The organism is Streptomyces sp. OZ13, assembly GCF_052068155.1.
GTDB lineage: Bacteria > Actinomycetota > Actinomycetes > Streptomycetales > Streptomycetaceae > Streptomyces.
Genome location: NZ_JBQHCZ010000001.1, coordinates 668,024 through 691,475, shown reverse-complemented (window position 1 = coordinate 691,475; position 23,452 = coordinate 668,024). Strand labels below are relative to the sequence as shown.

18 protein-coding genes and 1 pseudogene are annotated in these 23,452 nt (G+C 73.4%); 10 read left to right on the top strand and 9 right to left on the bottom strand.

Annotation, left to right across the window (positions count from 1 at the left end; translation table 11 throughout):
* Nucleotides 1-78: 78 nt before the first annotated feature.
* The 4 genes from ACTMTU_RS03065 to ACTMTU_RS03050 all read left to right on the top strand — a co-directional run bounded on the left by ACTMTU_RS03065 (nucleotide 79) and on the right by ACTMTU_RS03050 (nucleotide 4,494).
* Nucleotides 79-996 (top strand): LysR family transcriptional regulator, encoded by a 918-nt coding sequence (locus ACTMTU_RS03065; protein WP_441261837.1) that lies wholly within the window; start codon nucleotides 79-81, stop codon nucleotides 994-996.
* A 177-nt stretch (nucleotides 997-1,173) separates the two neighbouring features.
* On the top strand, nucleotides 1,174-2,397 hold the full coding sequence (locus ACTMTU_RS03060) for an acetyl-CoA C-acetyltransferase (RefSeq protein ID WP_441261836.1): 1,224 nt from the start codon (nucleotides 1,174-1,176) through the stop codon (nucleotides 2,395-2,397).
* 262 nt (nucleotides 2,398-2,659) lie between these two features.
* Nucleotides 2,660-4,012 (top strand): MFS transporter, encoded by a 1,353-nt coding sequence (locus ACTMTU_RS03055; RefSeq protein WP_441261835.1) that lies wholly within the window; start codon nucleotides 2,660-2,662, stop codon nucleotides 4,010-4,012.
* A 20-nt stretch (nucleotides 4,013-4,032) separates the two neighbouring features.
* On the top strand, nucleotides 4,033-4,494 hold the full coding sequence (locus tag ACTMTU_RS03050) for a MaoC family dehydratase (RefSeq protein ID WP_441261834.1): 462 nt from the start codon (nucleotides 4,033-4,035) through the stop codon (nucleotides 4,492-4,494).
* A 462-nt stretch (nucleotides 4,495-4,956) separates the two neighbouring features.
* Here ACTMTU_RS03050 and xylB read toward each other — a convergent pair whose 3' ends face one another.
* Nucleotides 4,957-6,432, bottom strand: a complete 1,476-nt coding sequence (xylB, locus tag ACTMTU_RS03045; protein WP_441261833.1) for a xylulokinase — start codon at nucleotides 6,430-6,432, stop codon at nucleotides 4,957-4,959.
* Between the two features lie 168 nt (nucleotides 6,433-6,600).
* Between xylB and xylA the strand changes: the two genes are divergently transcribed.
* On the top strand, nucleotides 6,601-7,770 hold the full coding sequence (xylA, locus tag ACTMTU_RS03040) for a xylose isomerase (protein ID WP_441261832.1): 1,170 nt from the start codon (nucleotides 6,601-6,603) through the stop codon (nucleotides 7,768-7,770).
* A gap of 54 nt (nucleotides 7,771-7,824) precedes the next feature.
* Here the strand turns inward: xylA and ACTMTU_RS03035 are convergent, their stop codons facing one another.
* Complete coding sequence (locus ACTMTU_RS03035; protein ID WP_441261831.1) at nucleotides 7,825-8,244, bottom strand: ATP-binding protein; 420 nt, start codon at nucleotides 8,242-8,244, stop codon at nucleotides 7,825-7,827.
* Between the two features lie 291 nt (nucleotides 8,245-8,535).
* Here ACTMTU_RS03035 and ACTMTU_RS03030 point away from each other — a divergent pair, with 291 nt between their 5' ends.
* Complete coding sequence (locus tag ACTMTU_RS03030) at nucleotides 8,536-11,310, top strand: helix-turn-helix transcriptional regulator (protein ID WP_441261830.1); 2,775 nt, start codon at nucleotides 8,536-8,538, stop codon at nucleotides 11,308-11,310.
* Between the two features lie 293 nt (nucleotides 11,311-11,603).
* Here the strand turns inward: ACTMTU_RS03030 and ACTMTU_RS03025 are convergent, their stop codons facing one another.
* The 5 genes from ACTMTU_RS03025 to ACTMTU_RS03005 form a co-directional block, all read right to left on the bottom strand.
* The gene (locus ACTMTU_RS03025) at nucleotides 11,604-12,647 is read right to left on the bottom strand and encodes a YeiH family protein (protein ID WP_441261829.1); all 1,044 of its coding nucleotides are present in this window, start codon (nucleotides 12,645-12,647) and stop codon (nucleotides 11,604-11,606) included.
* A complete protein-coding gene (locus tag ACTMTU_RS03020) occupies nucleotides 12,647-13,228 on the bottom strand; it encodes a cysteine dioxygenase (protein WP_441261828.1) in 582 nt (193 codons plus the stop codon). The genes ACTMTU_RS03025 and ACTMTU_RS03020 overlap by 1 nt, the downstream gene beginning before the upstream one ends.
* Nucleotides 13,229-13,338: 110 nt before the next feature.
* Nucleotides 13,339-14,244 carry a LysR substrate-binding domain-containing protein gene (locus ACTMTU_RS03015; protein ID WP_441261827.1) on the bottom strand — a complete coding sequence of 302 codons (906 nt, stop codon included), beginning with the start codon at nucleotides 14,242-14,244 and terminating at the stop codon, nucleotides 13,339-13,341.
* Between the two features lie 117 nt (nucleotides 14,245-14,361).
* A complete protein-coding gene (locus ACTMTU_RS03010; RefSeq protein WP_441261826.1) occupies nucleotides 14,362-15,174 on the bottom strand; it encodes an SAM-dependent methyltransferase in 813 nt (270 codons plus the stop codon).
* 225 nt (nucleotides 15,175-15,399) lie between these two features.
* Nucleotides 15,400-16,338, bottom strand: a complete 939-nt coding sequence (locus ACTMTU_RS03005; RefSeq protein WP_441261825.1) for an NAD-dependent epimerase/dehydratase family protein — start codon at nucleotides 16,336-16,338, stop codon at nucleotides 15,400-15,402.
* Between the two features lie 250 nt (nucleotides 16,339-16,588).
* Between ACTMTU_RS03005 and ACTMTU_RS03000 the strand changes: the two genes are divergently transcribed.
* Both ACTMTU_RS03000 and ACTMTU_RS02995 read left to right on the top strand, forming a co-directional pair.
* Nucleotides 16,589-17,059, top strand: a complete 471-nt coding sequence (locus ACTMTU_RS03000) for a cation:proton antiporter regulatory subunit (protein WP_441261824.1) — start codon at nucleotides 16,589-16,591, stop codon at nucleotides 17,057-17,059.
* A gap of 2 nt (nucleotides 17,060-17,061) precedes the next feature.
* Nucleotides 17,062-18,195 (top strand): annotated as a pseudogene (locus tag ACTMTU_RS02995) (cation:proton antiporter); the annotation flags it as partial.
* Nucleotides 18,196-18,694: 499 nt separating this feature from the next.
* Here the strand turns inward: ACTMTU_RS02995 and ACTMTU_RS02990 are convergent.
* On the bottom strand, nucleotides 18,695-18,910 hold the full coding sequence (locus tag ACTMTU_RS02990; protein ID WP_441261823.1) for a hypothetical protein: 216 nt from the start codon (nucleotides 18,908-18,910) through the stop codon (nucleotides 18,695-18,697).
* 602 nt (nucleotides 18,911-19,512) lie between these two features.
* Nucleotides 19,513-20,418 (bottom strand): helix-turn-helix domain-containing protein, encoded by a 906-nt coding sequence (locus ACTMTU_RS02985; RefSeq protein ID WP_441261822.1) that lies wholly within the window; start codon nucleotides 20,416-20,418, stop codon nucleotides 19,513-19,515.
* Nucleotides 20,419-20,527: 109 nt separating this feature from the next.
* On the opposite strand from ACTMTU_RS02985, the gene ACTMTU_RS02980 reads away from it, so the two are divergent.
* Nucleotides 20,528-22,093, top strand: coding sequence for an alpha/beta hydrolase (locus tag ACTMTU_RS02980; protein WP_441261821.1), 1,566 nt, complete (start codon nucleotides 20,528-20,530; stop codon nucleotides 22,091-22,093).
* A gap of 219 nt (nucleotides 22,094-22,312) precedes the next feature.
* Nucleotides 22,313-23,446, top strand: a complete 1,134-nt coding sequence (locus ACTMTU_RS02975; protein ID WP_441261820.1) for an ADP-ribosylglycohydrolase family protein — start codon at nucleotides 22,313-22,315, stop codon at nucleotides 23,444-23,446.
* The last annotated feature ends 6 nt before the right edge of the window (nucleotides 23,447-23,452 follow it).

Below are 23,452 nucleotides of genomic sequence, written 5' to 3'. Positions count from 1 at the left end.
ATTAAGGTCGCATTGAGACGTCAGGAGAAATAGCCACCGGGCGTCCAGTGGATCCGGACGGAACGGAACGGGACGACCGTGGAACTGCGCTATCTGACCTCCTTTCTCGCGGTCGCCGAGGAACTGCACTTCGGCCGCGCCGCCAGACGGCTCCAGATGGCTCAGCCGCCGCTGAGCCAGCAGATCCGCCAGCTGGAGCGCGAGCTCGGCGTGCAGCTCTTCGAGCGCAACACCCGCTCGGTGCGGCTCACCAGCGCGGGGCAGTCCTTCCTCAAGCCGGTGCGCACCGTCCTGGACGATCTGGACATCGCCGTACGGGTGGCGAAGGCGGCGGGCCAGGGAGAGTACGGGCGCGTCACGGTCGGCTTCGCCGGCGCCTCCTCGCACGACTCCCTGCCGCTGCTCACCCGGGCGGTCCGGGCTGCCCATCCCGGCCTGGAGCTGGTCATGCAGGGCCAGACGTACGCGGATGTCGCCCTGGCCAAGGTCGCGGACGGCTCGCTCGACCTGGGCTTCGTACGGCTGCCGGCCGGCCGGCCCGGTGTCGAGACGCGGGTGATCGGCGAGGAGGAGCTGCTGTGCGCGCTGCCGCAGGACCATCCGCTCGCGAGCCGTGAGCGGATCGCGGTGGCCGACCTGGCCGCGGAGCCGTTCGTCAGCTTCCCCGCGAACGCCGGCTCCACGCTGCGCGATGCCACGTTCCGGGCCTGCGAGGACGCCGGGTTCCATCCGCGGGTGGTGCAGGAGGCCCCCGACTCGTACACGATCCTGGCGCTGGTGGCGGCGGGCGTGGGCGTGACGCTCACCCTCTCCTCCTGTCTGCACATCCAGCAGACGGGCCTGGTGCACCGGCCGCTGGCCGGCCCGCCGACCCGTCTCCAGGCCGCGCTCGCCTGGCGCACCGACAATCCGTCGGCGGCCCTGCGCAGTGTGCTCGCGGTGGCCGCCGAGGCGCTGCCGACACCCGCCGGACCGGCCGGCGTGCCGCGCGGCTGACCCCTCACCGCCGGCACGACCGACGCTCACCGCCCTGCGCGGACCGACCCCCTCACTGCCCGCCCGATTGATTCGTCCGCCGTCTCAATCGGCACCCGATCGGATATTGGACCGGACGCGGCGGCCGGTGGAAGGGTCGGCAGAGCATCACCCGCCCGTACCCAGGAAGGCCACCGCATGTCCGGTCAGTCCGATGTCGTCGTCTGCGAACCGCTCCGCACCCCGATCGGCAGGTTCGGCGGTGCCCTCTCGAGCCTGCGCCCTGCGGCTCTCGCGGCGCACGTGATCGCGGAGGTGGTCCGCCGCACCGGCATCGCCCCCGACCGGGTCGACGAGGTGATCCTCGGTCACGCCTATCCGACGTCCGACGCCCCGGCGATCGGCCGGGTGGCCGCCCTGGACGCCGGGCTGCCGGTGTCCGTGACCGGGGTGCAGGTCGACCGGCGCTGCGGCTCGGGCCTGCAGGCGGTGCTGGACGCGGCCATGCAGATCCGGGCTGGCTTCAGCGACGTGGTGATCGCCGGCGGCGTCGAGGTGATGAGCGCGGCCCCGTACTACACCCATGACGGCCGCTGGGGCATCAAGGGCCCCGGCCTTCAGCTGCACGACTCGCTCGCACGCGGCAGGGTGACCGCGGGCGGCGTCAACCACCCGGTGCCCGGCGGCATGATCGAGACCGCGGAGAACCTCCGCCGCGAGTACGGGATCAGCCGGGAGGACCAGGACGCCCTCGCGCTGCGCTCCCAGCAGCGGGCCGGCCGGGCCATGGGGACCGGGCTGTTCGACGACGAGATCGTGCCCGTCCCCGTACGCGGCCGCAAGGGGGAGACGCTGGTCTCGGCGGACGAGCACCCGCGCCCGGACACCACGGCGGAGAAGCTCGCCTCCCTGCGGCCCCTCACCATCGGCTCCGACCCGGAGGCGACGGTCACGGCGGGCAACGCCAGCGGGCAGAACGACGCGGCGGCGGCCTGCCTGGTGACGAGCGCCGGCACCGCGGAGCGGCTGGGCCTGACCCCGATGGTGCGCCTGGTGTCCTTCGCCCGGGCCGGGGTGCCCGCCGGGACGATGGGCATCGGCCCCGTACCGGCGACCCGGGCGGCGCTGGACCGGGCCGGGCTGAAGCTCGCCGACCTGGACCTGATCGAGCTGAACGAGGCCTTCGCCGCGCAGGTCCTGGCGTGCACCCGGGAGCTCGGCCTGTCGGAGGCCGACCACGAGCGGATCAACGTCAACGGATCCGGCATCTCGCTGGGCCACCCGGTGGGCGCCACGGGAGGCCGCATCCTGGCGACCCTGGCACACGAGATGCGCCGCCGGGAGGCCCGCTACGGGCTGGAGACCATGTGCATCGGCGGCGGGCAGGGCCTGGCGGCCGTCTTCGAGCGCGTGACGGCCTGACGCGCGGAACGGCACCACAGCGCCCACACGCATCGGCGAGGCCCGGGTGGCACGGTCACCCGGGCCTCGCGGGCGCTGGCGTGGAACGATGCGTTCCGGTCGACCGATCCAGACGCGGAGCCTCTCACTGCGGCAGCTATTCGGTATTGGACCCGTCTGGGTTCCGACTGGCAGCGTTACGCCCGTCACGACGGGAGGCCCCACACGCCGGGACGGCGCCCCCTCCCGCTCCCCCTGATCACTGTCCCCTGGGAGCCGCAGCATGAGTGCGTCCACCGCACGCGAGCAGAAGAGAACCGCCAACCGCGCGGGGCTGGGAGCCTTCATAGGCTCCACGATCGAATGGTTCGACTTCTACATCTACGGAACGGCCGCGGCCCTCGTCTTCGACGAGGTCTTCTTCCCCGAGCTCGAAGGCCCGTTGGGCACGCTGGTCGCGTTCGCGACGTTCTGGGTGGGCTTCCTCGCCCGTCCGCTCGGCGGCATCATCTTCGGGCACTTCGGCGACCGGCTCGGCCGTAAGAAGACCCTCGTCATCACCCTGCTGATGATGGGCATCGCCACGACCCTCATCGGTCTGCTGCCCGGCTACTCGTCGATCGGCGTCGCGGCCCCGATCCTGCTGGTGTGCATCCGCATGGTGCAGGGCATCGGACTCGGCGGCGAGTGGGGCGGCTCCGTGCTGATCGCCTCCGAGCACGCCCCCAAGGGCAAGTCCATCCTCTACGGCGCCTTCGCCCAGCAGGGCTCCCCCGTCGGCAACACCCTGAGCACCGTCAGCTTCCTGGCGATCAGTCAGCTCCCGAACGACGACTTCGTCTCCTGGGGATGGCGCATCCCCTTCCTCGCCTCCGCGGTCCTCGTCTTCGTCGGCCTTTTCGTACGGATGCGGGTCGCCGAGTCGCCGGCGATGGCCAAGGCCATCAAGAGCAAGAACGTCTCCAAGCTGCCGCTCACCGAAGTGCTGCGCACCCAGCCGACGCTGATCCTGCTCGGCATCGGCGCCTGCACGATCGGGCTCTCCGCCACCTACTTCAAGTCGACGTTCGCCCTCTCCTGGGCCACCAGCAGCCTGGACTTCGACCGCAGCTCGTTCCTCACGATCATCCTGGTCGCCAACGTGGTCCAGGTTCTGGTGCAGCCCTTCGGCGCCGTGCTGGCCACGCGGATGAAGAGCATGACCCGCGCGGTCTGCGTGATGCTGCTCCCAGAGATCGTCCTCCTGCCGCTGATGTTCGTCCTCATCAGCACCGAGAACTACACCCTCGCGATGATCGGCGTCTCCGTCGCCACGATCCCGCACTGCCTCTACTACGCGGCCCTCGCCGGAATGCTCGCGAGCCGTTTCCCCGCGAACGTCCGCTACACCGGCATCTCCCTCTGCTACCAGCTCTGCGGCACGATCCTCGGCGGCACCACCCCGATCGTCGGCCAGTCCCTGCTGAACTGGACCGGCTCGATCACGGCGGTCATCTTCTACGCGGTCTTCCAGGTGCTGCTCACCCTCGGCTGCATGGTGCTGATCCTGCGCCGCCCCAACCACGACGAACTCGCGGACGAACCGGCGGCACAGCCCGCGCCGGGCACGACCGCCGCCGTCACCACGACGGTCTGAGCGGGGAGGCGGTGGACACCATGGCCCCACTCATCGTCGACGGCATCCCCGGGATCAGCGAACTGACCGGCCGGGACCTCGGCCACTCCCGGTGGCGGGAGGTCACCCAGGACCTGATCGACATGTTCGCCGCCGTCTCCGGCGACCACCAGTGGATCCACACGGACACCGGGCGCGCGGCGCGCGGCCCCTACGGCGGGACCATCGCCCACGGGTACATGGTCCTCAGCTGGGGCATCCCGATGTTCGCCGAACTGCTCCAGGTCACGGGAGTGGGCATGGCGCTCAACTACGGCGTCAACAAAGTCCGCTTCCCCTCCCCCGTCCCGGCCGGCAGCCGGGTCCGCCTCCACGCGACGGTCACCTCGGTGGTCCCGGTCAAACGCGGCGGGGTCGGCATGACGCGGGCGTTCACATTCGAACGTGAGGGCTCGCCGAAGCCGGTGTGCGTGGCGGAGTCGCTGACGCACTTCTATCCCTGACGGGGGATGGCGGTGCGGGTGGTGCCGCTGCGCAGGGCCGTTCCCCCCTCCCCTACGGCCTGGCGGCCGTGGGGACCCGCCACTTCCTGAACCGGGGCGAGCCCGGGACCCGGCCGTACGGGGAGCCCGCACTTCCCGGACCCGGCCGTGCGGGGACCCGGCACTTCCCGGACCGGCCAGCCCCGGAACCCGGTTCGCGAGGCTCCGCCCGGTACCGCGCGCCTCAAACTCCCCTACGCCCGGGCGACGTGGGGAGGGACCCTCATCGGGACCGGCCCTGCCCGGCAGGGCCGGAGTGTCTCCGCCGGACGGGCTGGATCTGCCTGGCAGATCCAGCCCGTCCGGCGTTCGAGGACACCGCGCGGAGCGCGGTACGGGTCCGGGCGGAGCCCGGTTTCGGGAAGGGACGGGGTGGGGAACATGCCCCGCGCAGCGGCGCCGCCCCCTGAGGCAACGCCCCCGTCAGCCCGCCGCCGCCCTCTCCACCGCCGACGACACCCGCTCCCACGTCTCCATGTCCCGCTCCACCGCCTCCAGTTCCGTCCCCGAGCCCGCTCCCCAGTCCGCCGCCAGTGCCACCGGGTCCGCTCCGGTCGCCGCGGCCGCGGCCAGCGCGGAGGCGCCGAGGGCGACGAGTTCGCCGTTGGCGGGGATCAGCAGGGGCCGGCCCGACAGGCGGCGCACGGTCTCCACCCAGTGGCGGCCGTTCGCCCCGCCGCCGACCAGCCGGAGCGGGCGCGCGGCGGTAGCCGGGTCCGCCGGGTCCTGGCCACATGCGCGCATGACCTCGTCGAGGGCGCGCAGCACGGTCACGGCCGCCCCTTCGTAGGCCGCGCCGAGGATCTGCTGGCGGGTGGTCGTGTGGCGCAGGCCGGTCAGCATGCCGGACGCGCCCGGCAGGTCGGGCGTCCGTTCGCCGTCGAGGTACGGCAGCAGGACGACCTCGCCGCCGGCTTCCGCCGCTTCCCGGTCCAGGCCCAGCAGGGACGCGACCTTGTCGACGGCGAGAGTGCAGTTCAGGGTGCACGCGAGCGGCAGGTACGTTCCGTCCGCCGCCGCGAACCCGGCGAGCGCCGGTGACGCGGGGCGGGTGCGGCTCGCGGCGAACACGGTGCCCGACGTGCCGAGGCTGAGGGCCGGGTGGTCGAGCAGTCCCGCTCCGCCGAGTCCGAGGCCGACCGCTGCGGCCATGTTGTCGCCGGTTCCGGCGGCGACCGCGATCCCGGCGGGCAGGCCGAGCCGCTCCGCGGCGGTGGGCGTGAGCGGGCCGACGCGGGTGGCGCCGGTCGTCGCGACGGTCGGCAGGAGCGCCGGGTCGAGGCCTACGAGGTCCAGCAGGGCCGGGTCGTAGGCGCCGGTCGCGGTCGAGTACCAGCAGGTGCCGGAGGCGTCGCCGGGGTCGGTGGCGGCGACACCGGAGAGGCGCTCGGTGAGGAAGTCGTGCGGGAGGCGCACCGCCGCCGCGGCGTCCGCCGCGGCGGGCTCGTTCTCGCGCAGCCACTGCCATTTGGCGGCCGTCATGGAGGCGACGGGGACGGAGCCCGTGCGGGCGGTCCATGCGTCGGGGCCGCCGAGCGCCTCGGTGAGGGCGGCGGCCTGCGGCGCGGAGCGGGTGTCGTTCCACAGGAGGGCGGGCCGCAGGGGGGCACCGGCGCGGTCGAGGACGACGAGTCCGTGCTGTTGTCCGGCGACCGCGATGCCGGTGACGGCGGCCGGTTCGATGCCGAGACCGGCCAGTTCCTTGAGGCCGGCGGCGACGGCGTCCGCGAGGGCCTGCCACCACACCTCGGGGTCGGTCTCCCGTGCCCCGTTCTCGCCGGTGACGTGGTGGGACGCCCTGCCGACGGCGAGGAGCCGACCGGTGGTGACGTCGGTGAACGCCGCTTTCGTGGACTGTGTGGAGCTGTCCACCCCGATGACGACCGCGTTCGCCGGCATTGCCGCACCTCTCCCATGGGCCCGTGCGCGGCCATTTGGCCGAGCTGGAAACAAATTACTTCACACGCACGCGCGACAACAGTGCACCGGGGGGCTTCTGTGATCGGGCATCGGCGTGCATTATTAGTAAGGTCAGAAAACAAACCAGTGATCCAAGGCGGACATGGCATGACGGAACGCTTCACCCCCACCCCCGAGGACAAGTTCAGCTTCGGCCTCTGGACGGTCGGCTGGCAGGGCCGGGACCCGTTCGGGGACGCGACCCGGCCGCCCCTGGACCCTGCGGAGTCGGTCCGGCGGCTCGCCGATCTCGGCGCGTACGGTGTGACCTTCCACGACGACGACCTGATCCCCTTCGGGTCGAACGACAGCGAGCGCGAGGCGCACATCAAGCGCTTCCGTGAGGCGCTGGACGCCACCGGCCTCATCGTGCCGATGGCGACGACCAACCTCTTCACCCACCCGGTCTTCAAGGACGGCGGCTTCACCGCCAACGACCGCGATGTGCGCCGGTACGCGCTGCGCAAGACCATCCGCAACATCGACCTGGCCGTGGAGCTGGGCGCGCAGACATATGTCGCCTGGGGCGGCCGTGAGGGCGCGGAGTCCGGTGGCGCCAAGGACGTGCGCGTCGCACTCGACCGGATGAAGGAAGCCTTCGACCTGCTCGGCGAATACGTCACCGAGCAGAGCTACGACCTGCGCTTCGCCATCGAGCCCAAGCCGAACGAGCCCCGCGGCGACATCCTGCTCCCGACGGTCGGCCACGCACTGGCGTTCATCGAGCGCCTGGAGCGCCCGGAGCTGTACGGCGTCAACCCGGAGGTCGGCCACGAGCAGATGGCGGGGCTCAACTTCCCGCACTCCATCGCGCAGGCGCTGTGGGCGGACAAGCTCTACCACATCGACCTGAACGGCCAGAGCGGCATCAAGTACGACCAGGACCTGCGCTTCGGCGCCGGTGACCTGCGGTCCGCGTTCTGGCTGGTCGACCTGCTGGAGACGGCCGGTTACGCGGGCCCGCGGCACTTCGACTTCAAGCCGCCGCGGACCGAGGACTTCGACGGCGTGTGGGAGTCGGCGGCGGGCTGCATGCGCAACTACCTGATCCTCAAGGAGCGTGCCGCGGCCTTCCGCGCCGACCCCGAGGTCCGTGAGGCACTGCGTGCCTCGCGCCTCGACGAGCTGGCGCGACCGACGGCGGACGACGGGCTGGCGGCGCTGCTGGCGGACCGGACCGCGTTCGAGGACTACGACGTGGACGCCGCCGCCGAGCGCGGGATGGCGTTCGAGCGCCTCGACCAGCTGGCGATGGACCACCTGCTCGGCGCGCGCTGAGCCGCACACGCACACGGGGCCGTTCCGGATGATCCGGAGCGGCCCCGGGCCGTCTCACAGATGTGCGTCGAAGGCCTGGAACGGGTCGCGCACGAAGGGCGGCCTGGTGTGGAGCGCGATCTCCGCGAGCACCACACTGCCCAGCTCCATCCGGTGCGTCATGATCCGTGTCGCGTAGGCGTCGACCAGGCGCAGACCGCGCCCGCAGGGGACGTCGGCGTCGAGCGGTTCCTGCCGGCGGGTCACCCGGTGCTTCCAGCGGCCACCGTCCATGACCTCGACCGTCAGCGCGTCGCCCCGGACGCTGATCACCGTGGACACCCATGGGCTGCCGCTGTGCAGCACCACGTTGGTGACCAGTTCGGTGACGATGACGGACAGCGCCTCGTCGAAGTGCTCGGCCAGTCGCCATCGGCGTGCGACTGCCCGGGCGAAGCGCCGGAGTGCGCGTGCGGCCTCCGGCGTGGCGGGCATGGCGCAATGCGCCAGGCTTCGCAACGCCGAGGTGGGCCCGGCCCGCCCGGGGGCAGGGCTCGGTGCACGTTCCATGGCAATCACATGGGCTCCTGTTCGGTCGGGCGGCATCGCCCTGACTCAGGTCCAGCGGCCGGGGAGTCCTTCTCCAACCTGGCCGTCGAAAGCCACGCAGCTGTTCTGCGGCAACCCCAACACTCGTATCCGGACACCTCCCGTTCAATCAGGGACACTGAAACCCGTATACGTAAAGAATCGAAATGCCTTGGAATCTCCGAGGAGAGTGATTCGGTGGACACATGGAGTGACGAGGCGGCCGGCCGGTGGCTGGAGCGCGTGCTCGCGGGGCCGTCCGCCGACGGGCCCGCGCTGCTGCTGGTCGACGGCCCGGCCGGGACGGGCAAGACCCGCCTCGCGGCGCGTCTGGTGGACGGTGCCGCGGCCCGGTCCGTGCGGAGTGTGGTCGTCTCGTTCTCGTCGTCCGGAGCGGCCGTCGAGTGCCGGCCGCGGCAGAAGACGGCCGAGACGGCGGCCGGCAGCGTCCCGCGGCAGTCGCCCGCCCCCGCCGATCTGCCGGGCGCCCTGGCTCCCCTCCTCGAACGCGGCGAGCGTTTCCTGCTCGTCGCGGAGGACGTCCACCGCGCCGACCGCCCGGCCCTCGAACTTCTGCGCGCGCTCCTCGACCGGCCGCCGGACCGGCTCGCGGCGGTCGTCACGTACCGCCCGGAGGAACTGCGCGAGCCCGGCCTCGCCCTGGGCAGGGGGGCGCACTTCCCCGCCTCCCTCGCCGTGCTGCGGCTGCGTCTCGGCGCCCTTGACGCCCGGCAGGTCCGCGAGCTGGTCGAGGAGGGACTCGGCCCTGGCCGCTGCCCGTCCGATCTGATCGTCCGCGTCCAGGAGCGGTCCGGGGGCGTGCCGCAGGTCGTCGCCGACACGGTGCGGCTGCTGCGCGAGTCGGGCGACGGGCGGGAGCGCTACTCGGTCAGGGACCTGGAGGCGGCGGGCGTCCCGCCGCGTCTCGCCGAGCTCGCCCTCGGCCGCACCGCGGCGCTCACGGACCGGGCCCGGCACGTCGCCTGGGCCGCCGCCGTGCTGGACGAGCCGGTGGAGGCGGACGAACTGGCCGCGGTCGCCGGCCCGGACGGCGGCGAGGGCACGAAAGCCCTGGTCGAGGCGGTGCGCGCGGGCGTGCTGCGGGAGGACACCGAGGGCCGTTACGGATTCTTCGTCCCGATGGCGGCGACAGCGGTCTACGGGCAGGTGCCGGGCCCCGTCCGCCGTGAGATGCACCGCAGGGCCGCCACGGCCCTCGGCCGCAGGCACCCGGTGCCGTGGGTGCCGCTGGCCCGCCACCGCCGGCACGGCGGTCAGACCAAGGCGTGGCTGCGGGCCGTTGAGCACGCGGCGCTCCAGTGCGCGGCCGACGGCGAGCACCAGGCCGCGATCGACATCCTCGAGCGGGCGCTGTCCCGTCCGACGGTGCCGCCTGCCGCGAGGGCCCGGCTCGCGCCGCTGCTGGCGCACAGCGCCGTGCTGGGTCTGCGCAGCGACCAGACGGTGACGGTGCTGCGGCAGATCCTCGACGAGCAGTCCCTGCCGGCCGCCGTGCGGGGACAGATCCGGCTCGACCTCGGCCTGCTGCTGTGCAACCAGGCGGTCGCGGGCATGCAGGGCTGGCTGGAACTCCAGCAGGCGGTGGAGGAACTCGAGGAGCGGCCGCTGATGGCGGCGAGGGCCATGGCGGCGCTGGCGATGCCGCTGCTGTCGACAGTGCCGCTGGAGCGGAACCTGTACTGGCTGGAGCGCGCGGAGAAGGCCGGCGCGAACAGCGGCGACGAGGAGGCCCGTACCGCGGTCGCCGCCAACCGGGCGGGCACTCTCATGTACATCGGCGACCCGGCGGCGTGGCAGGTGCTCGAGCAGTTGCCGAGGGATACGGAGGACGCCGCCTGCCGCCAGCACGTCGCCCGCGGGCTGTGCAACGCGGCGGACGGCGCGCTCTGGCTCGGCCAGCTCGGACCCGCCCGCGGACTCCTCGCCGAGGGCGTGGACCTGGCGGCCCGCAGCGGAGCGACGTACGTCGAGCAGGGCGCCCGCGGCACCTCGCTGCTGCTGGACTGGGCCGAGGGCGACTGGTCGGAACTGACCGGCAGGGCCCGCGCGTTCGTGGCGGAGGCGGACACCATGCCGGGCCAGGGCGTCGACGGCCGTACCGTTCTCGGGCTGATGGCGATCTCCAGGGGCGAGTGGCAGCAGGCGACGGCGTGGCTGGCAGGCGACGGCTCGCGGGAGGCGGACGGTTCCGCCGTGCCGCACGTGGCGGCCGCCTCCGGCGCGCTGATCCGGATGGCCCTGGTCCGGGACGACGTCGGGACGGCGGTCGCGGAGGCGTCGATGGCCTGGGACCGGATCAGGGACAAGGGCGTGTGGGTATGGGCGGCGGAGCTGGCGCCGTGGGCCGTCGACGCGACGCTGCGCGCGGGCCGCCGCGACACCGCGCAGAAAATGATCGACGAATACGAGGCGGGCCTCGACGGCCGCCAGGCCCCCGCGTCGTCGGCGGCGCTGGACTGGTGCCGCGCGCTGCTCGCCGAGGCGGACGGCGACCCGCGGACCGCGGCCGAACGGTACCGCCGGTCGGCCCTCGAATACGCGGGCATGCCGCGTCCGTACGCGACGGTGCTCGCCACCGAGGGGGCCGCGCGCTGCCAGTTGGCCTCGGGTACGGACGCGGCCGCCGTGGTGGCCGAACTGACCTCGTGCATCGAGCAGTTGACCGAGCTCGGCGCGGTCTGGGACGCCGCCCGCATCCGGGCCGAGCTGCGGGCGCACCAGCCCGCCGACGAGCAGCGGCCGCGCGGCCGGCCGAGCTACGGCGACCGGCTCTCGCCGCGCGAGCAGGAGGTGGCGGACCTGGCGGCGACGGGCCTGACCAACCGGGAGATCGCGGCGACGCTGCATCTGTCGCCGCGTACGGTGGAGCAGCATGTCGGCAGGGCCCGCCGCAAGCTGGAGTCGCAGTCCCGGCAGAATCTTTCCCGGACGCGCGCCCAGCGCCCCGAATGAGCCGGGCGGCCGACGGCCCGGCGGCGGGCGGGACGGCCGCGTGGCACACGGGCCCGGTCGATTCTTTGCGTATAGGTAGATGAGCGGGTCCCTATAGGCAGCACCGGTCCGGCGGCCCTAGTTTCCGAGTGTGCCCGGGGCTGCCGGGAGGCCGACCGGCCACGCCGCAACCCCACATGCGGCCGTTGTCGGGACGTGGGCTTCCCGGCCCCGGGCACGACACGTCTCCCCTCGCGTACGGCGTATGCACCCGGCCGCCCACGCCGCTTCCCGCGGCCCCCTCCAGGCGGCGGTCACGCCACCAGCAGCACTCCCGCACAGGACAGCCCCGCCACGACCAGCCACGCCGACAGGCCGAGTGCCGCGACGCGGCCGCCGGTGCGGGTCAGGGAGGGCACGTCGACGGCGCTGCCGAGCCCGAACAGGGCGGCGGCGAGCAGCAGTTCCTGCGCGACGTGCGCGGTCTCCAGCGCCGCCGAGGGCAGCAGCCCGGTGCTGCGCAGGGCCACGGCGGCGAGGAACCCCACGACGAAGAGCGGCACCAGAGGCGCCCGTCGCGCACCGCTCGCCCCCTTCGTGGCCCTGTTCCCGCGGCGGGCGGCCAGCGCGACGACGGCGACGAGCGGGCCGAGCATCGCCACCCGCATCAGTTTCACGAGCACGGCCTCGCCGAGCGCGGCGTCCCCCGCGGTCTGCGCGGTGGCGACGACCTGGCCGACGTCATGGACACTGGCGCCCGCCCAGCGGCCGAACTCGGCGGCACCGAGCCCCAACGGCCCCTGGAGGAGGGGAAGTACGGCGATCGCGAGCGTCCCGCAGAGGGTGACCAGGGCGACGGAGGTGGCCGCGTCCCGTTCGTCGCTGTCCCGTACCTCCCCCACGGCGCCGATGGCCGACGCGCCGCAGACGGCGTATCCGGTGGCGATGAGCAGCGGCTGGTCACCGGGCAGTCCCAGCCGCCGGCCGAGCCACCAGGTCCCGAGGAGCGTGGCCGTCACGACGCCGAGCACCATGGCGACGGTGCTCCAGCCGAGGCCGCGCACGTCGTCGAGGCCGAGCCGCAGGCCCAGGAGCACGATCCCGGCGCGCATCAGCCGTCGCCCCGCGAACGAGAGTCCCGGCCGGGCCGGTCCACGTACGATCGCCCGCAGCCGGGGCAGGTGCGCGGCTGCGACGCCGAGTACGACAGCGGCGGTGAGCATCGGCACGCCGGGCAGGATCCGGTGGACGGACCAGGCGAGGGCGACGCCCAGGGCCGCCAGCGCGAGTCCTGGCAGCCGGGTGCCCTCGGCGCGGGCCCGGGGAGGTGCGGCGGGGCGGTCCCGCAGGAGCGCCATCAGCGGTCGGCCGGCAGGGCGTAGACGCGGCGGACGCTGCTGCCGAGCCGGGATATGTCGGCGCCGTAGACGTGCAGGGACACAGCGGTGGAAGGGCCCGGGTTCCAGACCCGGTGGATGTCCCCGGGCGGGGCGAAACCGCAGAAGTCGCCCTGTCCGCTGACCACGTCGGCGGTGGCGACGAGCCGCGCGGTGCCGTCCGCGCGGGCGGCGGGCACGAGCCGGTAGCGCCGCTCGTGCTCCTGGCCCTCGTGCACGCCGGTGGTGCACCAGGAGACGTGGTCGTGCACTGAGGTCCCCTGTCCGGGCAGCCAGACGAGCGCGACGACGGAGAAGCTGCCGTCGTGCTCGGCGTGCAGGAGGTGCTGCCGGTAGCGGTCCGGGTCGCTCTGCCGCTGCTCCGGAGTGAGCAGGTCGTCGGCGCCCAGGTGCGGCGCCAGACGTTCGCCGACCAGGTACGCCGTCGGGTCGGGCGGCAGCCCGCGCCCGACCACCTCGCGCACGCCGGCTACGAGGGCGTCGAGACGTTCGGTGGTACGGGGGGCCGTGAATGCGCTCTGTGCGGTCGGAGCCGGAGTCATACCGGCAAGCCTCGACCGGCGGAACCATTACGTCCAACGACTGTTTCTTCGGTTTCCCCAAGCTCTGCTTATGTATGGGCCTTCGGGGAGCCCGCCCGGCTGCCGCCCGGTCAGCAGCCGGTCTTGTTCGCGGCGACCGTCCTCAGCTCCTCGAGGACGAGCGCGGTCGCGGGGATGCGCAGATGCTCCTTCAGCACGTACGCCGAGATCTTGCGCCGTGAGGCGGGCTGGAGCGGGCGGCCGGCGACCTTGGCGTGGCGCATGAAGTTCAGTACGAGCGCCGGGATCATGGCGACGCCGAGCCCTTCCGCTACGAGACTCTGCACGGCCAGGTTGTCGTCCGTCATGAAGGCGATGTCGGGGACGAAGCCCGCCTCCGCGCACTCGTGGAGGAGGTTGGCGCGGCAGCGCGGGCAGCCGGCTATCCAGCGCTCCGCCGCCAGGTCGGTGAGCCGGACGACCCGCCGCCGGGCGAGGTGGTGGCCGCCGGGCAGCAGCACGGTCAGCTGGTCCTCGAGGAGCGGGATCTCCACCAGTTCCTCCGGCACCTCCTCGTGCAGCCCCGGGTAGGTGAACGCGAGCGAGATGTCGCACTCGCCCCGCGCCAGGCGCCGCAGCGACTCGGGCGGCTCGTTCTCCAGCAGGTCGACGCGGATGGCGGGGTGCGCGGCCGTGAGGCGGGCCAGCGTCTCGGGGACAAGGGTGGAGTTGGCGCTCGGGAAGGCGCAGAGGCGGACCCGTCCGGCGCGCAGCCGGGTCAGGGCGTTCACCTGCTCCTGGGCGGCCGACATGGAGTCGAGGATCGCCGTCGCGTGCCTGGACAGCGCCTCGCCCGCCTCGGTGAGCCGCATGCCCCGGCCGACCCGGACGAACAGCGGTGAGCCGACGTCGCGTTCGAGGGCCTTCATCTGCTGCGTGACGGCGGGCTGGGTGTAGCCGAGGGCACGTGCGGCGGCCGAGTACGAGCCGGTCCTGACCACTTCGTGGAACGTCTTGATGTGCCGGGAATCGAACACCGGTGCATCATAAGCGGATTTTGGGGGGTTCCGGCTCCCGGCCGCCGGCCCTGCGCCGGCTCTGCCCCTTCAGGCGGTGCCCCTGCGGACCGCGTCCCGTCCGTCCGCCCGGACCGGCTACGGCTTGCGGGCCACCGCCCCGTACAGCGAGATCACGGCGTTCTCGTCCACGCTCTCGCCCACGGCGAGTTCGGGGTGCCAGTCCGTCAGCCGCACGATCCCGGGTTCCACCGGCTCCAGGCCGTCGAAGAAGCGGGCGATCTCGTCCCGGGTGCGGGGCGCGAGGGTCACGCCGCCGGCCGCGTACATCGCCACGCCCCGCCCGACGGCGACGGGATCGAAGTCGGCGGTCAGCTGAGAGAGTACGAGGTAGCTCCCGGACGGGAGCGCGTCGACCAGCCGGGCCACCAGGTCGTAGGGGCGGTCGTCGTCGCCGAGGAAGTGCGTCAGCGCCACCAGGGAGAGCGCGACGGGCCGCGTGAAGTCCAGGTTCTCGCGGGCCTGCTCCAGGATGCGCCCGGGATCGCGCACATCGGCCTGGACATAGTCGGTGACCCCCTGGCGGCTGCTGCGCAGCAGCGCCTCCGCATGGGTCAGCACGATGGGGTCGTTGTCGGTGTAGACGATCCGGGCATCGGGGGCGATGCCCTGGGCCACCTGGTGCAGGTTGGGCTCGGTGGGGATGCCGGTGCCGATGTCCAGGAACTGGCGGATCCGGGCCTCGCCGGCCAGCCAGCGGGTGACGCGCTGCATGAACCAGCGGTTGGTCCTGGCGACATGCCGGGCCGTCCCGTCGACGCCCATGATCTGCCGGCCGAGCTCCTCGTCGACCGGGTAGTTGTCCTTGCCGCCGAGGAACCAGTCGTACACCCGGGCCGGGTGCGGCCTGCTGGTGTCGATGCGTGCTGCGGCCGGCTCGGTCCCGGTCATGCGGGGCTCCCTCACTGCTCGACGCCCGTTCTTCCCGGTCACGGGACGATCGCACGATCTTCGCAGGACCTGCTGCGGACGGCAAGCAACTCCCTTACCCGGGAAGCCAGTTGCGTCACAGATCCCGGCCGGCCCGTTCCGCCTCGCGGCGAGCGGGCCGGCTCCGGCGAGCGCCCAGGCGCTCGGACCACAGCGGCCGCTGCTCCTCGAACGCCTCGGTCCGGGTCACAGAAGGCCGTCCCGGAAGCCCTGCCGCCACGACGGATACCGCAGCTCCCAGCCGAGCTCCCGCTTGGCCTTGGCATTGGAGAAGCCGCGCCCCTCGGTCATCATCGTCACCGCCACTTCCCCGGCCAGCAGCCGGGCCAGCCACTTGGGGACCCGCATCGGCGGCTTCGCGCCCGCGCACGCCGCCAGGTGGGGCAGCCACTCGGCGGCCGGGGCCGGTTCGTCGTCGACGATGTTGAACACGCCCTTCGCCCGTTGCTCCACGGCCAGCACGGTGGCGCTCGCCGCGTCGTCGACATGCACCCACGAGCTGTGGCCGGTGCCGCCCCCGACGAGCGGGAACTGCCGCTTGCGTACGAGCTCGACCTGGTCGTCGGTGGCACCGGGCCCGTAGAACCCGCCGTACCGCAGGGCCGCGCCGCCGGCCTTGACGACCACGTCGTCGACGTAACGGATCGCCTCCATCCCCGGGCTCGCCACCGTCCCCGTCATCGGGTCGAGCGGGTCCTCCTCCGTCTTCACCCATCCGCCCTCGCGGATGCCGTTCCAGCCGGCGTAGCTCTGTGCGACGACGTGGGACACGCCGGCCTTCTCTGCGGCAGCGAGCAGGTGGTCCGTCCCCTCGGTGCGCAGCCGGTTGGTGGTGGCGAACCAGCGGTCCATGTGTTTCATGTCCGGCTTGCCGGAGTGCGCCACGGAGATCGCGGTCATCTGGTGCACGATCGCGTCGGGCCGGGCCCCGGCCACCGCGTCGGCGACCGACGCCGCGTCCAGCCCGTCCATCACGACGGCGTCCGCACCCAGCTTTTCCAGCAGGCCCAGTTTGGCGGCGCTCGTCGTCGTCGCCGTCACCTCGTGCCCCCTGGCCACGAGCTGCGGCACCAGTCGCCGCCCCAGGACCCCGGCCCCGCCTGCCACGAACACTCGCACGATCATCACCCTTCCTGGTTCCGAAACGGGCTCTCGCACAAGGGACGAGTGGGCCCGGCACGTCTGTGACATGGGACCGCGGCACCCGTGCCCAGCTGTACGGATCCAGTGGTCACGTCGGTACGCCCCAGTGATCACGTCCGTTACGGCGACCGGCTCCTTAGACTGATCAGCAACCCCTCAAAACAGTGCATAACGATATATAACGATCCAGGACACATCCTCTCCCTCGGGGAGCCGCTCCCGGGAGGCGAGCATGACCACCCGTCGCACCCCCTTGCCGGGCGTCGGCACCCAGTTCGACTTCAGCACGGAAAGCGGCCATCACGTCTCGGTCGTCGTGCACAACGACGGCCGCCGCTTCCTCGGCTTCTACGGCGCTGACGACCCCGACGCCTGCCTGCTCTCCGTGCCGCTGGGACCGGAGGAGGCCACGGCGCTGGCCCATCTCCTCGACGCCGAACCCATCGACGCCGTACGGACCGACGGCATCGACCTCGTCACCGAGCACATCCCCGTCGGCGCCCGGTCGCCCTACGTCGGGCGGCCGCTCGGCGATGCCCGTGCCCTGACAAGAACCGGCGCGTCGGTCGTCGCCGTGCTGCGACGGACAGGGGCGCATCCGTCCCCCGGCCCCGGCTTCCGGCTCGCCACGGGCGACACGCTCGTCGCGGTGGGCACCCGGGAGGGCGTCGACGCCCTCGCCGAGATCATCGCCGGAGGCTGACCGTGCACGACACGACGATGCTGCTGATCGAGCTCGGCGCAATCCTGCTCGGGCTGGGCCTGACCGGCCGCTTCGCGGGCCGCTTCGGTCTCTCCCCCGTACCCCTCTACCTCCTCTGCGGACTCGCCTTCGGCTCCGGCGGGCTGCTGCCGCTGAGCGCGAGCGGTGACTTCGTGGCCGTCGGCGCCGAGATCGGCGTCATCCTGCTCCTGCTCATGCTGGGCCTCGAGTACAGCGCGTCCGAACTGGTCGACAGCTTGCGCACCCAGTACCCGTCCGGCGTCGTGGACTTCGTCCTCAACGCCCTGCCGGGGGCGGGCACGGCGCTGCTGCTCGGCTGGGGCCCGGTGGGCGCCGTCGCCCTCGGCGGCGTCACCTGGATCTCCTCGTCGGGAGTCATCGCCAAGGTCCTCGTCGACCTGGGCCGCCTGGGCAACCGCGAGACGCCGGTGGTCATCGGCGTGCTCGTCATCGAGGACCTGTCGATGGCCCTCTACCTGCCACTGCTCACCGCGTTGATCGCCGGGCTGGGCCTGGCAGGCGCGGGTATCGCGCTGCTGATCTCGCTCGGCACGGTCGGCCTCGTGCTCTACGTGGCCCTGCGCCACGGCCGGCTGGTCAGCCGGGCGGTGTCCTCCGACAACCCCGAGATGCTGCTGCTCGTCGTGCTCGGCCTCACCCTGCTGGTCGCGGGCATCGCCCAGGAGCTCCAGGTGTCCGCCGCGGTCGGCGCGTTCCTGGTCGGCATCGCCCTGTCGGGCGAGGTCGCGGAGGGGGCGCGGAGAATCATCGCGCCGCTGCGGGACCTGTTCGCGGCGGTGTTCTTCGTCTTCTTCGGCCTCTCGACCGACCCGAACGAGATCCCGCCGGTCCTGCTCACCGCGCTCGCGCTCGCCGCGGTCACAATGCTGACGAAGACGGCTACAGGCTGGTACGCGGCCCGCCGCGCGGCCATCGGCGCCCGCGGCCGCTGGCGTGCGGGCGGCACACTGGTGGCCCACGGCGAGTTCTCGATCGTGATCGCGGGCCTGGCGTCCGCGACCGAGCCGAGGATCGGCCCGCTGGCGGCGGCGTACGTCCTCATCCTCGTACTCATCGGCCCACTCACGACCCGCTGGACCGAACCCCTGGCCTCCTGGCTGCTACGCCGCCCCCACACGGTGAGCGGCCCGACCCCCGACCGACTTACGGACACTCCGCCCGAGCGGACAGGGGGCACTCCGGCCGACCCGGCGGGCGCCGCAGCCGAGCCGGCGACAGACACTCCGGCCGGCCCGGCAAGGGGCACTCCGGCCGACCCAGCGGCCGCTACGACCGACCCGGCGAAGGGCGCACCGGCCGGCCCGGCGGACACTCCGACCGACCCTGCGGGCGCTCCGGGCAGCCCGGCAAGGGGCGCTTCGACCGACGCGGCGACCGACCTCTCGGGCGCTACCGACGACCCCGCGGCGGGTCCGGAAGCTGGCGCGCCCGAGGGGATCGCGCGTTGGACGAGCGGGCGACGACGGAGGGACGACCGCTCGTAACGTGGCTCGGGCGGGTGTCGAAACCGGCGGACGCCGCCGGTGCGTGGGGCCGCGAGGCGGTGAGGCCACCGGCCGTCGGGCGACGATGCGGCGAGGCCGCTGACGCCGCCTACTCGTCGGGCGTAGGCCGGCGCGGGCGCCAACGCGCGCGGGGGCGCCGGATGTCACGCACGAGGGTGTAGACCGCGCTCACGAGGACGATGACGCCGAGCCCGACCCACAGCGCCGAGGCGCCCGCCCGGTATTCGACGACGGCGGCGACGAGCAGCATCGAGGCGGCGAAGACGCCGAACGCGGAAATCAGGGTGCTGATGCGATGGGCCACCCGCCCATCCTCGCCGACGATGACGGCCGCCCACCGACCGGGTCCGCACAGGGGCGCGCTGCCGGCCCGTGCCAACGGTGGTGGCGCGGGCGGGCCCGGCCGCCGAGAGGGGCGCAGGGCTCCCGCCCCGGGCCGGGCGAGCGCGGGCGAGCGGCGTGCCCAGGCGGACGCTCCGGCACGCGGCGGCCCGGTTCGGACGGACGCCCGAGCGGTCTGCGCGTGGCGAAAGGCCGGCGAGCGGCGGTCCGGTAGGACGCCCCGGGGCGCGACCGTCCGGTGCGGACGGACGCCCCGACCGTCCGAGATCGTCGAACCGCCGACGAGCGAAGTCGCGCCCGCCGGACGCCTCAATGGGAGACGGCCCGGTTCGGGCAGACGCCCCAGCCGTGGCGGTCCCGTTCAGACCGGACACCCGACCGCCGCGTGCGTGGCGACCAGCCGAGGAGTGACGCCCGGTCGGACGCCCCGGGGCGAAGCGGCACGGTCCAGACGGACGCTTCAGAGGCGAGGCGGTCGTCCGGGCGAGGCCCCGGACCGGCCGCGATTCCCCGGCGCCCGTCCGGCCCGGCCCGGACGGGCACCCCGGCAGGAGCGGTGCCCGTTCAGGCGGACGCCCCGGCCGCCTGAACCGGGTTCAACGCGGCGCAGAGCCAGTCGTGGGCGGCGCCGGGGGTCGGCCGGGACGGGTCGAACAGTTCGCCGGCGAGCTGCCAGTAGCGGTCGATCCGAGGGTCCGCCGCGAGCTGGCCGGCGAGCAGCCGGCGGAAGTCGGGTGTGTCGCGGGTGCCGCACGAGTGGGCGTAGGCGGCTACGAAGCAGTCGAGCGCTTCACCCTCGTGCGGCGGTCTCCGTTCGAGCATGTGCCGCGCCGCGAGCCCGTACGCCTCGCCGAGACCCTCGTAGAGCACGGCCGGGCGGTACCCCGTGTCCGGCTGGTGCACCGCGGGCTGGCAGTCCTTGTTGCCGTGGCAGGGCCCGGAGACGAGGGCGTGCAGCCGCGCGAAGGCGAGGACCTGGGCCGGGGCCGGGTCGTCCGGCGGCTGCGGAACGGCCTGGTCGACGACCGCGGACGCCACTCGCGCCGGGAGCCGTACGGGCAGCCAGCGCCGCCAGAAGCGCGCCAGCGCGGCCGTACTGGGCGGGGCGGTCACGGAACCGATCAGCCGCAGCCGGTCCACGCGTTCCTCGGGGGTGCAGTCCTGGAGCAGCCGGAGGGCGGCCTCCCGCCAGCGCAGGGCGGTCATCCGGGAGCCGATCTCCCGCAGTTGCCCCGCCACGATGTCCTCCAGCGCGTCCTCCTCGTCGAGGACCCGGCCGACGTCGGGGACCGGCAGGTCGAGGGTGCGCAACGAGCGGATCAGGCGCAGTCGTTCGATCGCCTCCGGGCCGTACCGCCGGTGGCCCCCGCTGCTGCGGGCGGCTTCGGGCAGCAGTCCGCGGTCGGAGTAGAAGCGGACGGTCTTGACGGTCACTCCCGCGTGCTCCGCGAGCTCTCCGATGCTCCACATGCCGTCAGGGGACAAGGTTGAACCTCCCTCAGGGGGAGTTCCTACGGTACCGGCGAGCACGGACGGCCCGACCGGCCGGTCGTGCGGACCGCGTATACGAGGAGACGTGATGACGGTTTTCATCCTGGTGTCGGACGCCTTCACCGGCGGCTGGATCTGGCGCGACGTGGCCGCGAAACTCCGCGAGTCGGGCGCCGAGGTGCATCCCGTGACGCTCACGGGCATGGGCGACCGCCGCCACCTGGCGGGCACCGACACGGACCTGGAGACGCACATCCAGGACCTGGTGCAGCTGATCGATCATCTGGACCCCGCTCCGGCGGAACCGGCGGAACCGGACGTCGTGCTGGTCGGCCACGGCTACGGCATCCACCCCGTACTGGGCGCCGCCGACCGCCGCTCGGGGCGCGTCGCCCGGATAGTCCACCTGGACGCCGGCATGCCGCAGGACGGGGACGCCGCCCTCGCGCTGGTGCCCGACCAGACGGTCCACCAACTGCTGGCGGACACCACGCATGAAACGGGGACGACGGCAGAAGGAGCGGCCGTGGCAGGGCAGGCGGAGGACGGGCTGATCCCACCGCCGCCGGCCGACGAATGGCAGCGATGGGGCAGCACCGCCGGAGTCCCGGCGGACGCGCTGGCGCGGCTGGCCCGGCTCGCCGCCCCGCAGCCGAAGGGCACGCTCACCCTGCCCCTGCGGCTCTCGGGCGCGCTGTCCGGGGTGCCGACGACCGGCGTCCTGTGCATCGCCAACGGCTCGAGCATCGCCATGGTCGAGGGCCTGGTCGGCCTGGGCGACCCCCGCCTCCAGGTGCTCACCGACCCCCGGGTGACCTTCTTCGAACTCGACACCGGGCACTGGCCGATGCTCTCCACGCCGGACGAGCTGGCCTCGGTGCTGCGCCGGGCCGCCGCGGGAGAGGGCCACCGGATCTCCCCGTCCGTGAGCGAGCAGCCCGGGCACCTGCGGCCGTTCCTCCTCGACGTACCGGAGCAGCACCGCGAGCGCACGGGACGGGTGGACCTCTACCTCCCCGACACCGACGAGCCCCGCCCCGCGGTGGTCTTCGTCCACGGCGGCCCGGTCTCCGCCGAGGTACGCCCCACCCCTCGGGACTGGCCCGGTTTCGTGGGCTACGGCTCGTACGTGGCGTCGCTGGGTGCGGTGGGCGTGACACTCGACCACCGGCTGCACGACCTCACCGACTACGGGCGTGCCGCGGAGGACATCGCGGAAGCGGTGGAGCTCGTACGGGCCGATCCGCGCGTCGACGGGGAACGGGTGGCGCTGTGGTTCTTCTCCGGCGGCGGGCTCCTGTCGGCGGACTGGCTCGCGGCGCCCCCGGCGTGGCTGCGCTGCGTCGCGGCGACGTATCCGGTGCTCGCGCCCTTGCCGCAGTGGCCGCTCACCGACTCCCGGTTCCGCCCGGCGGCCATGGTGCGCAAGGCGGGCCGACTGCCGGTCGTACTGACCCGGGTGGGACTGGAAAGGCCCGAGATCGCGGCGACGGTAGAGGAGTTCCTGACCGCCGCCGAGGACTGCGAGGCCGCCGTCGAGATCGTCGACGTGCCGCAGGGCCACCACGGCTTCGAGACGATCGACCACACGGACGAGGCACGGGAGGCGCTGGCCCGGGCGGTGCGGTCGGTGCTGGGGCATCTGGAGGGCTGAGACGCCCCGGCGGGGGTGAGCATGCGGCCGGGCCGGCCACCGGCCGGACGACCGCGTTCGATCGCCGCCCGCCGGAAGCGGTCGGATGAGATCCTGGACCGGCCCGCGCAACCGTCGGCGCCTCCACGGGAACCGCCTGCCGGGAAGCACCCGGCGGGTCCCGCCGGTCGGGAATCCGCGCGCCGAGCCACCGACGAACCCGGATGAAAGCGCAGCGAGTTGACGACCGACACGAACGACTTTCAGGCGAAGGAACATCGGGGCAGGGCCGAGTCACGTGTGCGCGGTCTGATGCTCGGTCTGGCGCTCGGGGAGACGCTCGGCGCGACGGGCGGCGCGGCAGGCGACGCGTTGCCCGCCGCCGGGACGCTGCGGGCGGGTGTCGCCACGCAGTTGGCCTGCTTCACCGCAGAGGGGATCATCCGTGCCATGGTGCGCGGTGCGCACAAGGGCCTCTGCCACCCGCCGTCGGTGCTCTGGCACGCGTACTGCCGGTGGGCGGCGCTCCAAGGCATCGACCGGGACCGTTTGGCCGCCCGCTGGGGCACGTTCTCCGGCGGTGAGTGGCCGGACGGGTGGCTCGCCGAGGTCCCGGCGCTCGCGGCACGCCGGGGCACGGCTCCCGCCACCGTGGAGGCGCTGTCCAGCAGGGAGCAGGGCACGGTCGACAAACCCGCGACGACGAGCCGTGGTTGGCACGCCCTGGGCCGTACGCTGCCGATCGCCGCGCTCATCGGCCCGCGCGACGTACGCTCTTCGATCGCCCAGGACCGGGAGATCGCGGCGCTCACCCACGGCGACCCCGCCGCTGGGTCCGCCGCAGCACACGCCACCATGTTCCTGCGCCGCTGTATCGCCGGCGAGGGCGTCGTGGAGGCGCTGCGTTCGGGGCTCACGGCCCTCGGACCGGGCGAAGGGCCGTCCGACGGACCGGCCGCCGCCGCCGAGGACGAGCAACGCCGACTGGCCGATGCGCTGGACCGGTCCGCGGCCGACCCCGCCGACCCGGACGTCCTCCGGCGGCTGGCTCCCGACCCCACCGCTCCGTCGGCGCTCCTCGGCGCCCTCTACGTCGCCGGTTCCTTCCCGGGACGCGACCAGGTGCGGGCGGCGCTGCGCTTCGCGTCCACCGCACCGGACGGCGCGTCCGTGGCGTGCACGACAGGCGCCTTGCTGGGTGCCGCGCACGGCGCGGAGGCGCTGCCGCTGGACCTGGTGAGCCGCCACGAACTGGGCTGGGTGCTCGACACCCTGGCGCGCGACCTGGTGACCGAGCAGTTCGACTCCCCCAGCGGCAGCGAGTACGCGCGGGGATGGGACCCGCACTGGTGGGGACGGTATCCGGGCTGGTGACCGGGA

What these genes read in the sequence shown, in the direction of transcription:
- ACTMTU_RS03060 (WP_441261836.1), top strand. Translation starts at nt 1,174, where the DNA reads ATGTCCGGTCAGTCCGATGTCGTCGTCTGCGAACCGCTCCGCACCCCG.
- ACTMTU_RS03055 (WP_441261835.1), top strand. Translation starts at nt 2,660, where the DNA reads ATGAGTGCGTCCACCGCACGCGAGCAGAAGAGAACCGCCAACCGCGCG.
- ACTMTU_RS03050 (WP_441261834.1), top strand. Translation starts at nt 4,033, where the DNA reads ATGGCCCCACTCATCGTCGACGGCATCCCCGGGATCAGCGAACTGACC.
- xylB (WP_441261833.1), bottom strand. Translation starts at nt 6,432, where the DNA reads ATGCCGGCGAACGCGGTCGTCATCGGGGTGGACAGCTCCACACAGTCC.
- xylA (WP_441261832.1), top strand. Translation starts at nt 6,601, where the DNA reads ATGACGGAACGCTTCACCCCCACCCCCGAGGACAAGTTCAGCTTCGGC.
- ACTMTU_RS03035 (WP_441261831.1), bottom strand. Translation starts at nt 8,244, where the DNA reads ATGCCCGCCACGCCGGAGGCCGCACGCGCACTCCGGCGCTTCGCCCGG.
- ACTMTU_RS03025 (WP_441261829.1), bottom strand. Translation starts at nt 12,647, where the DNA reads ATGGCGCTCCTGCGGGACCGCCCCGCCGCACCTCCCCGGGCCCGCGCC.
- ACTMTU_RS03020 (WP_441261828.1), bottom strand. Translation starts at nt 13,228, where the DNA reads ATGACTCCGGCTCCGACCGCACAGAGCGCATTCACGGCCCCCCGTACC.
- ACTMTU_RS03010 (WP_441261826.1), bottom strand. Translation starts at nt 15,174, where the DNA reads ATGACCGGGACCGAGCCGGCCGCAGCACGCATCGACACCAGCAGGCCG.
- ACTMTU_RS03005 (WP_441261825.1), bottom strand. Translation starts at nt 16,338, where the DNA reads ATGATCGTGCGAGTGTTCGTGGCAGGCGGGGCCGGGGTCCTGGGGCGG.
- ACTMTU_RS03000 (WP_441261824.1), top strand. Translation starts at nt 16,589, where the DNA reads ATGACCACCCGTCGCACCCCCTTGCCGGGCGTCGGCACCCAGTTCGAC.
- ACTMTU_RS02985 (WP_441261822.1), bottom strand. Translation starts at nt 20,418, where the DNA reads ATGTGGAGCATCGGAGAGCTCGCGGAGCACGCGGGAGTGACCGTCAAG.
- ACTMTU_RS02980 (WP_441261821.1), top strand. Translation starts at nt 20,528, where the DNA reads ATGACGGTTTTCATCCTGGTGTCGGACGCCTTCACCGGCGGCTGGATC.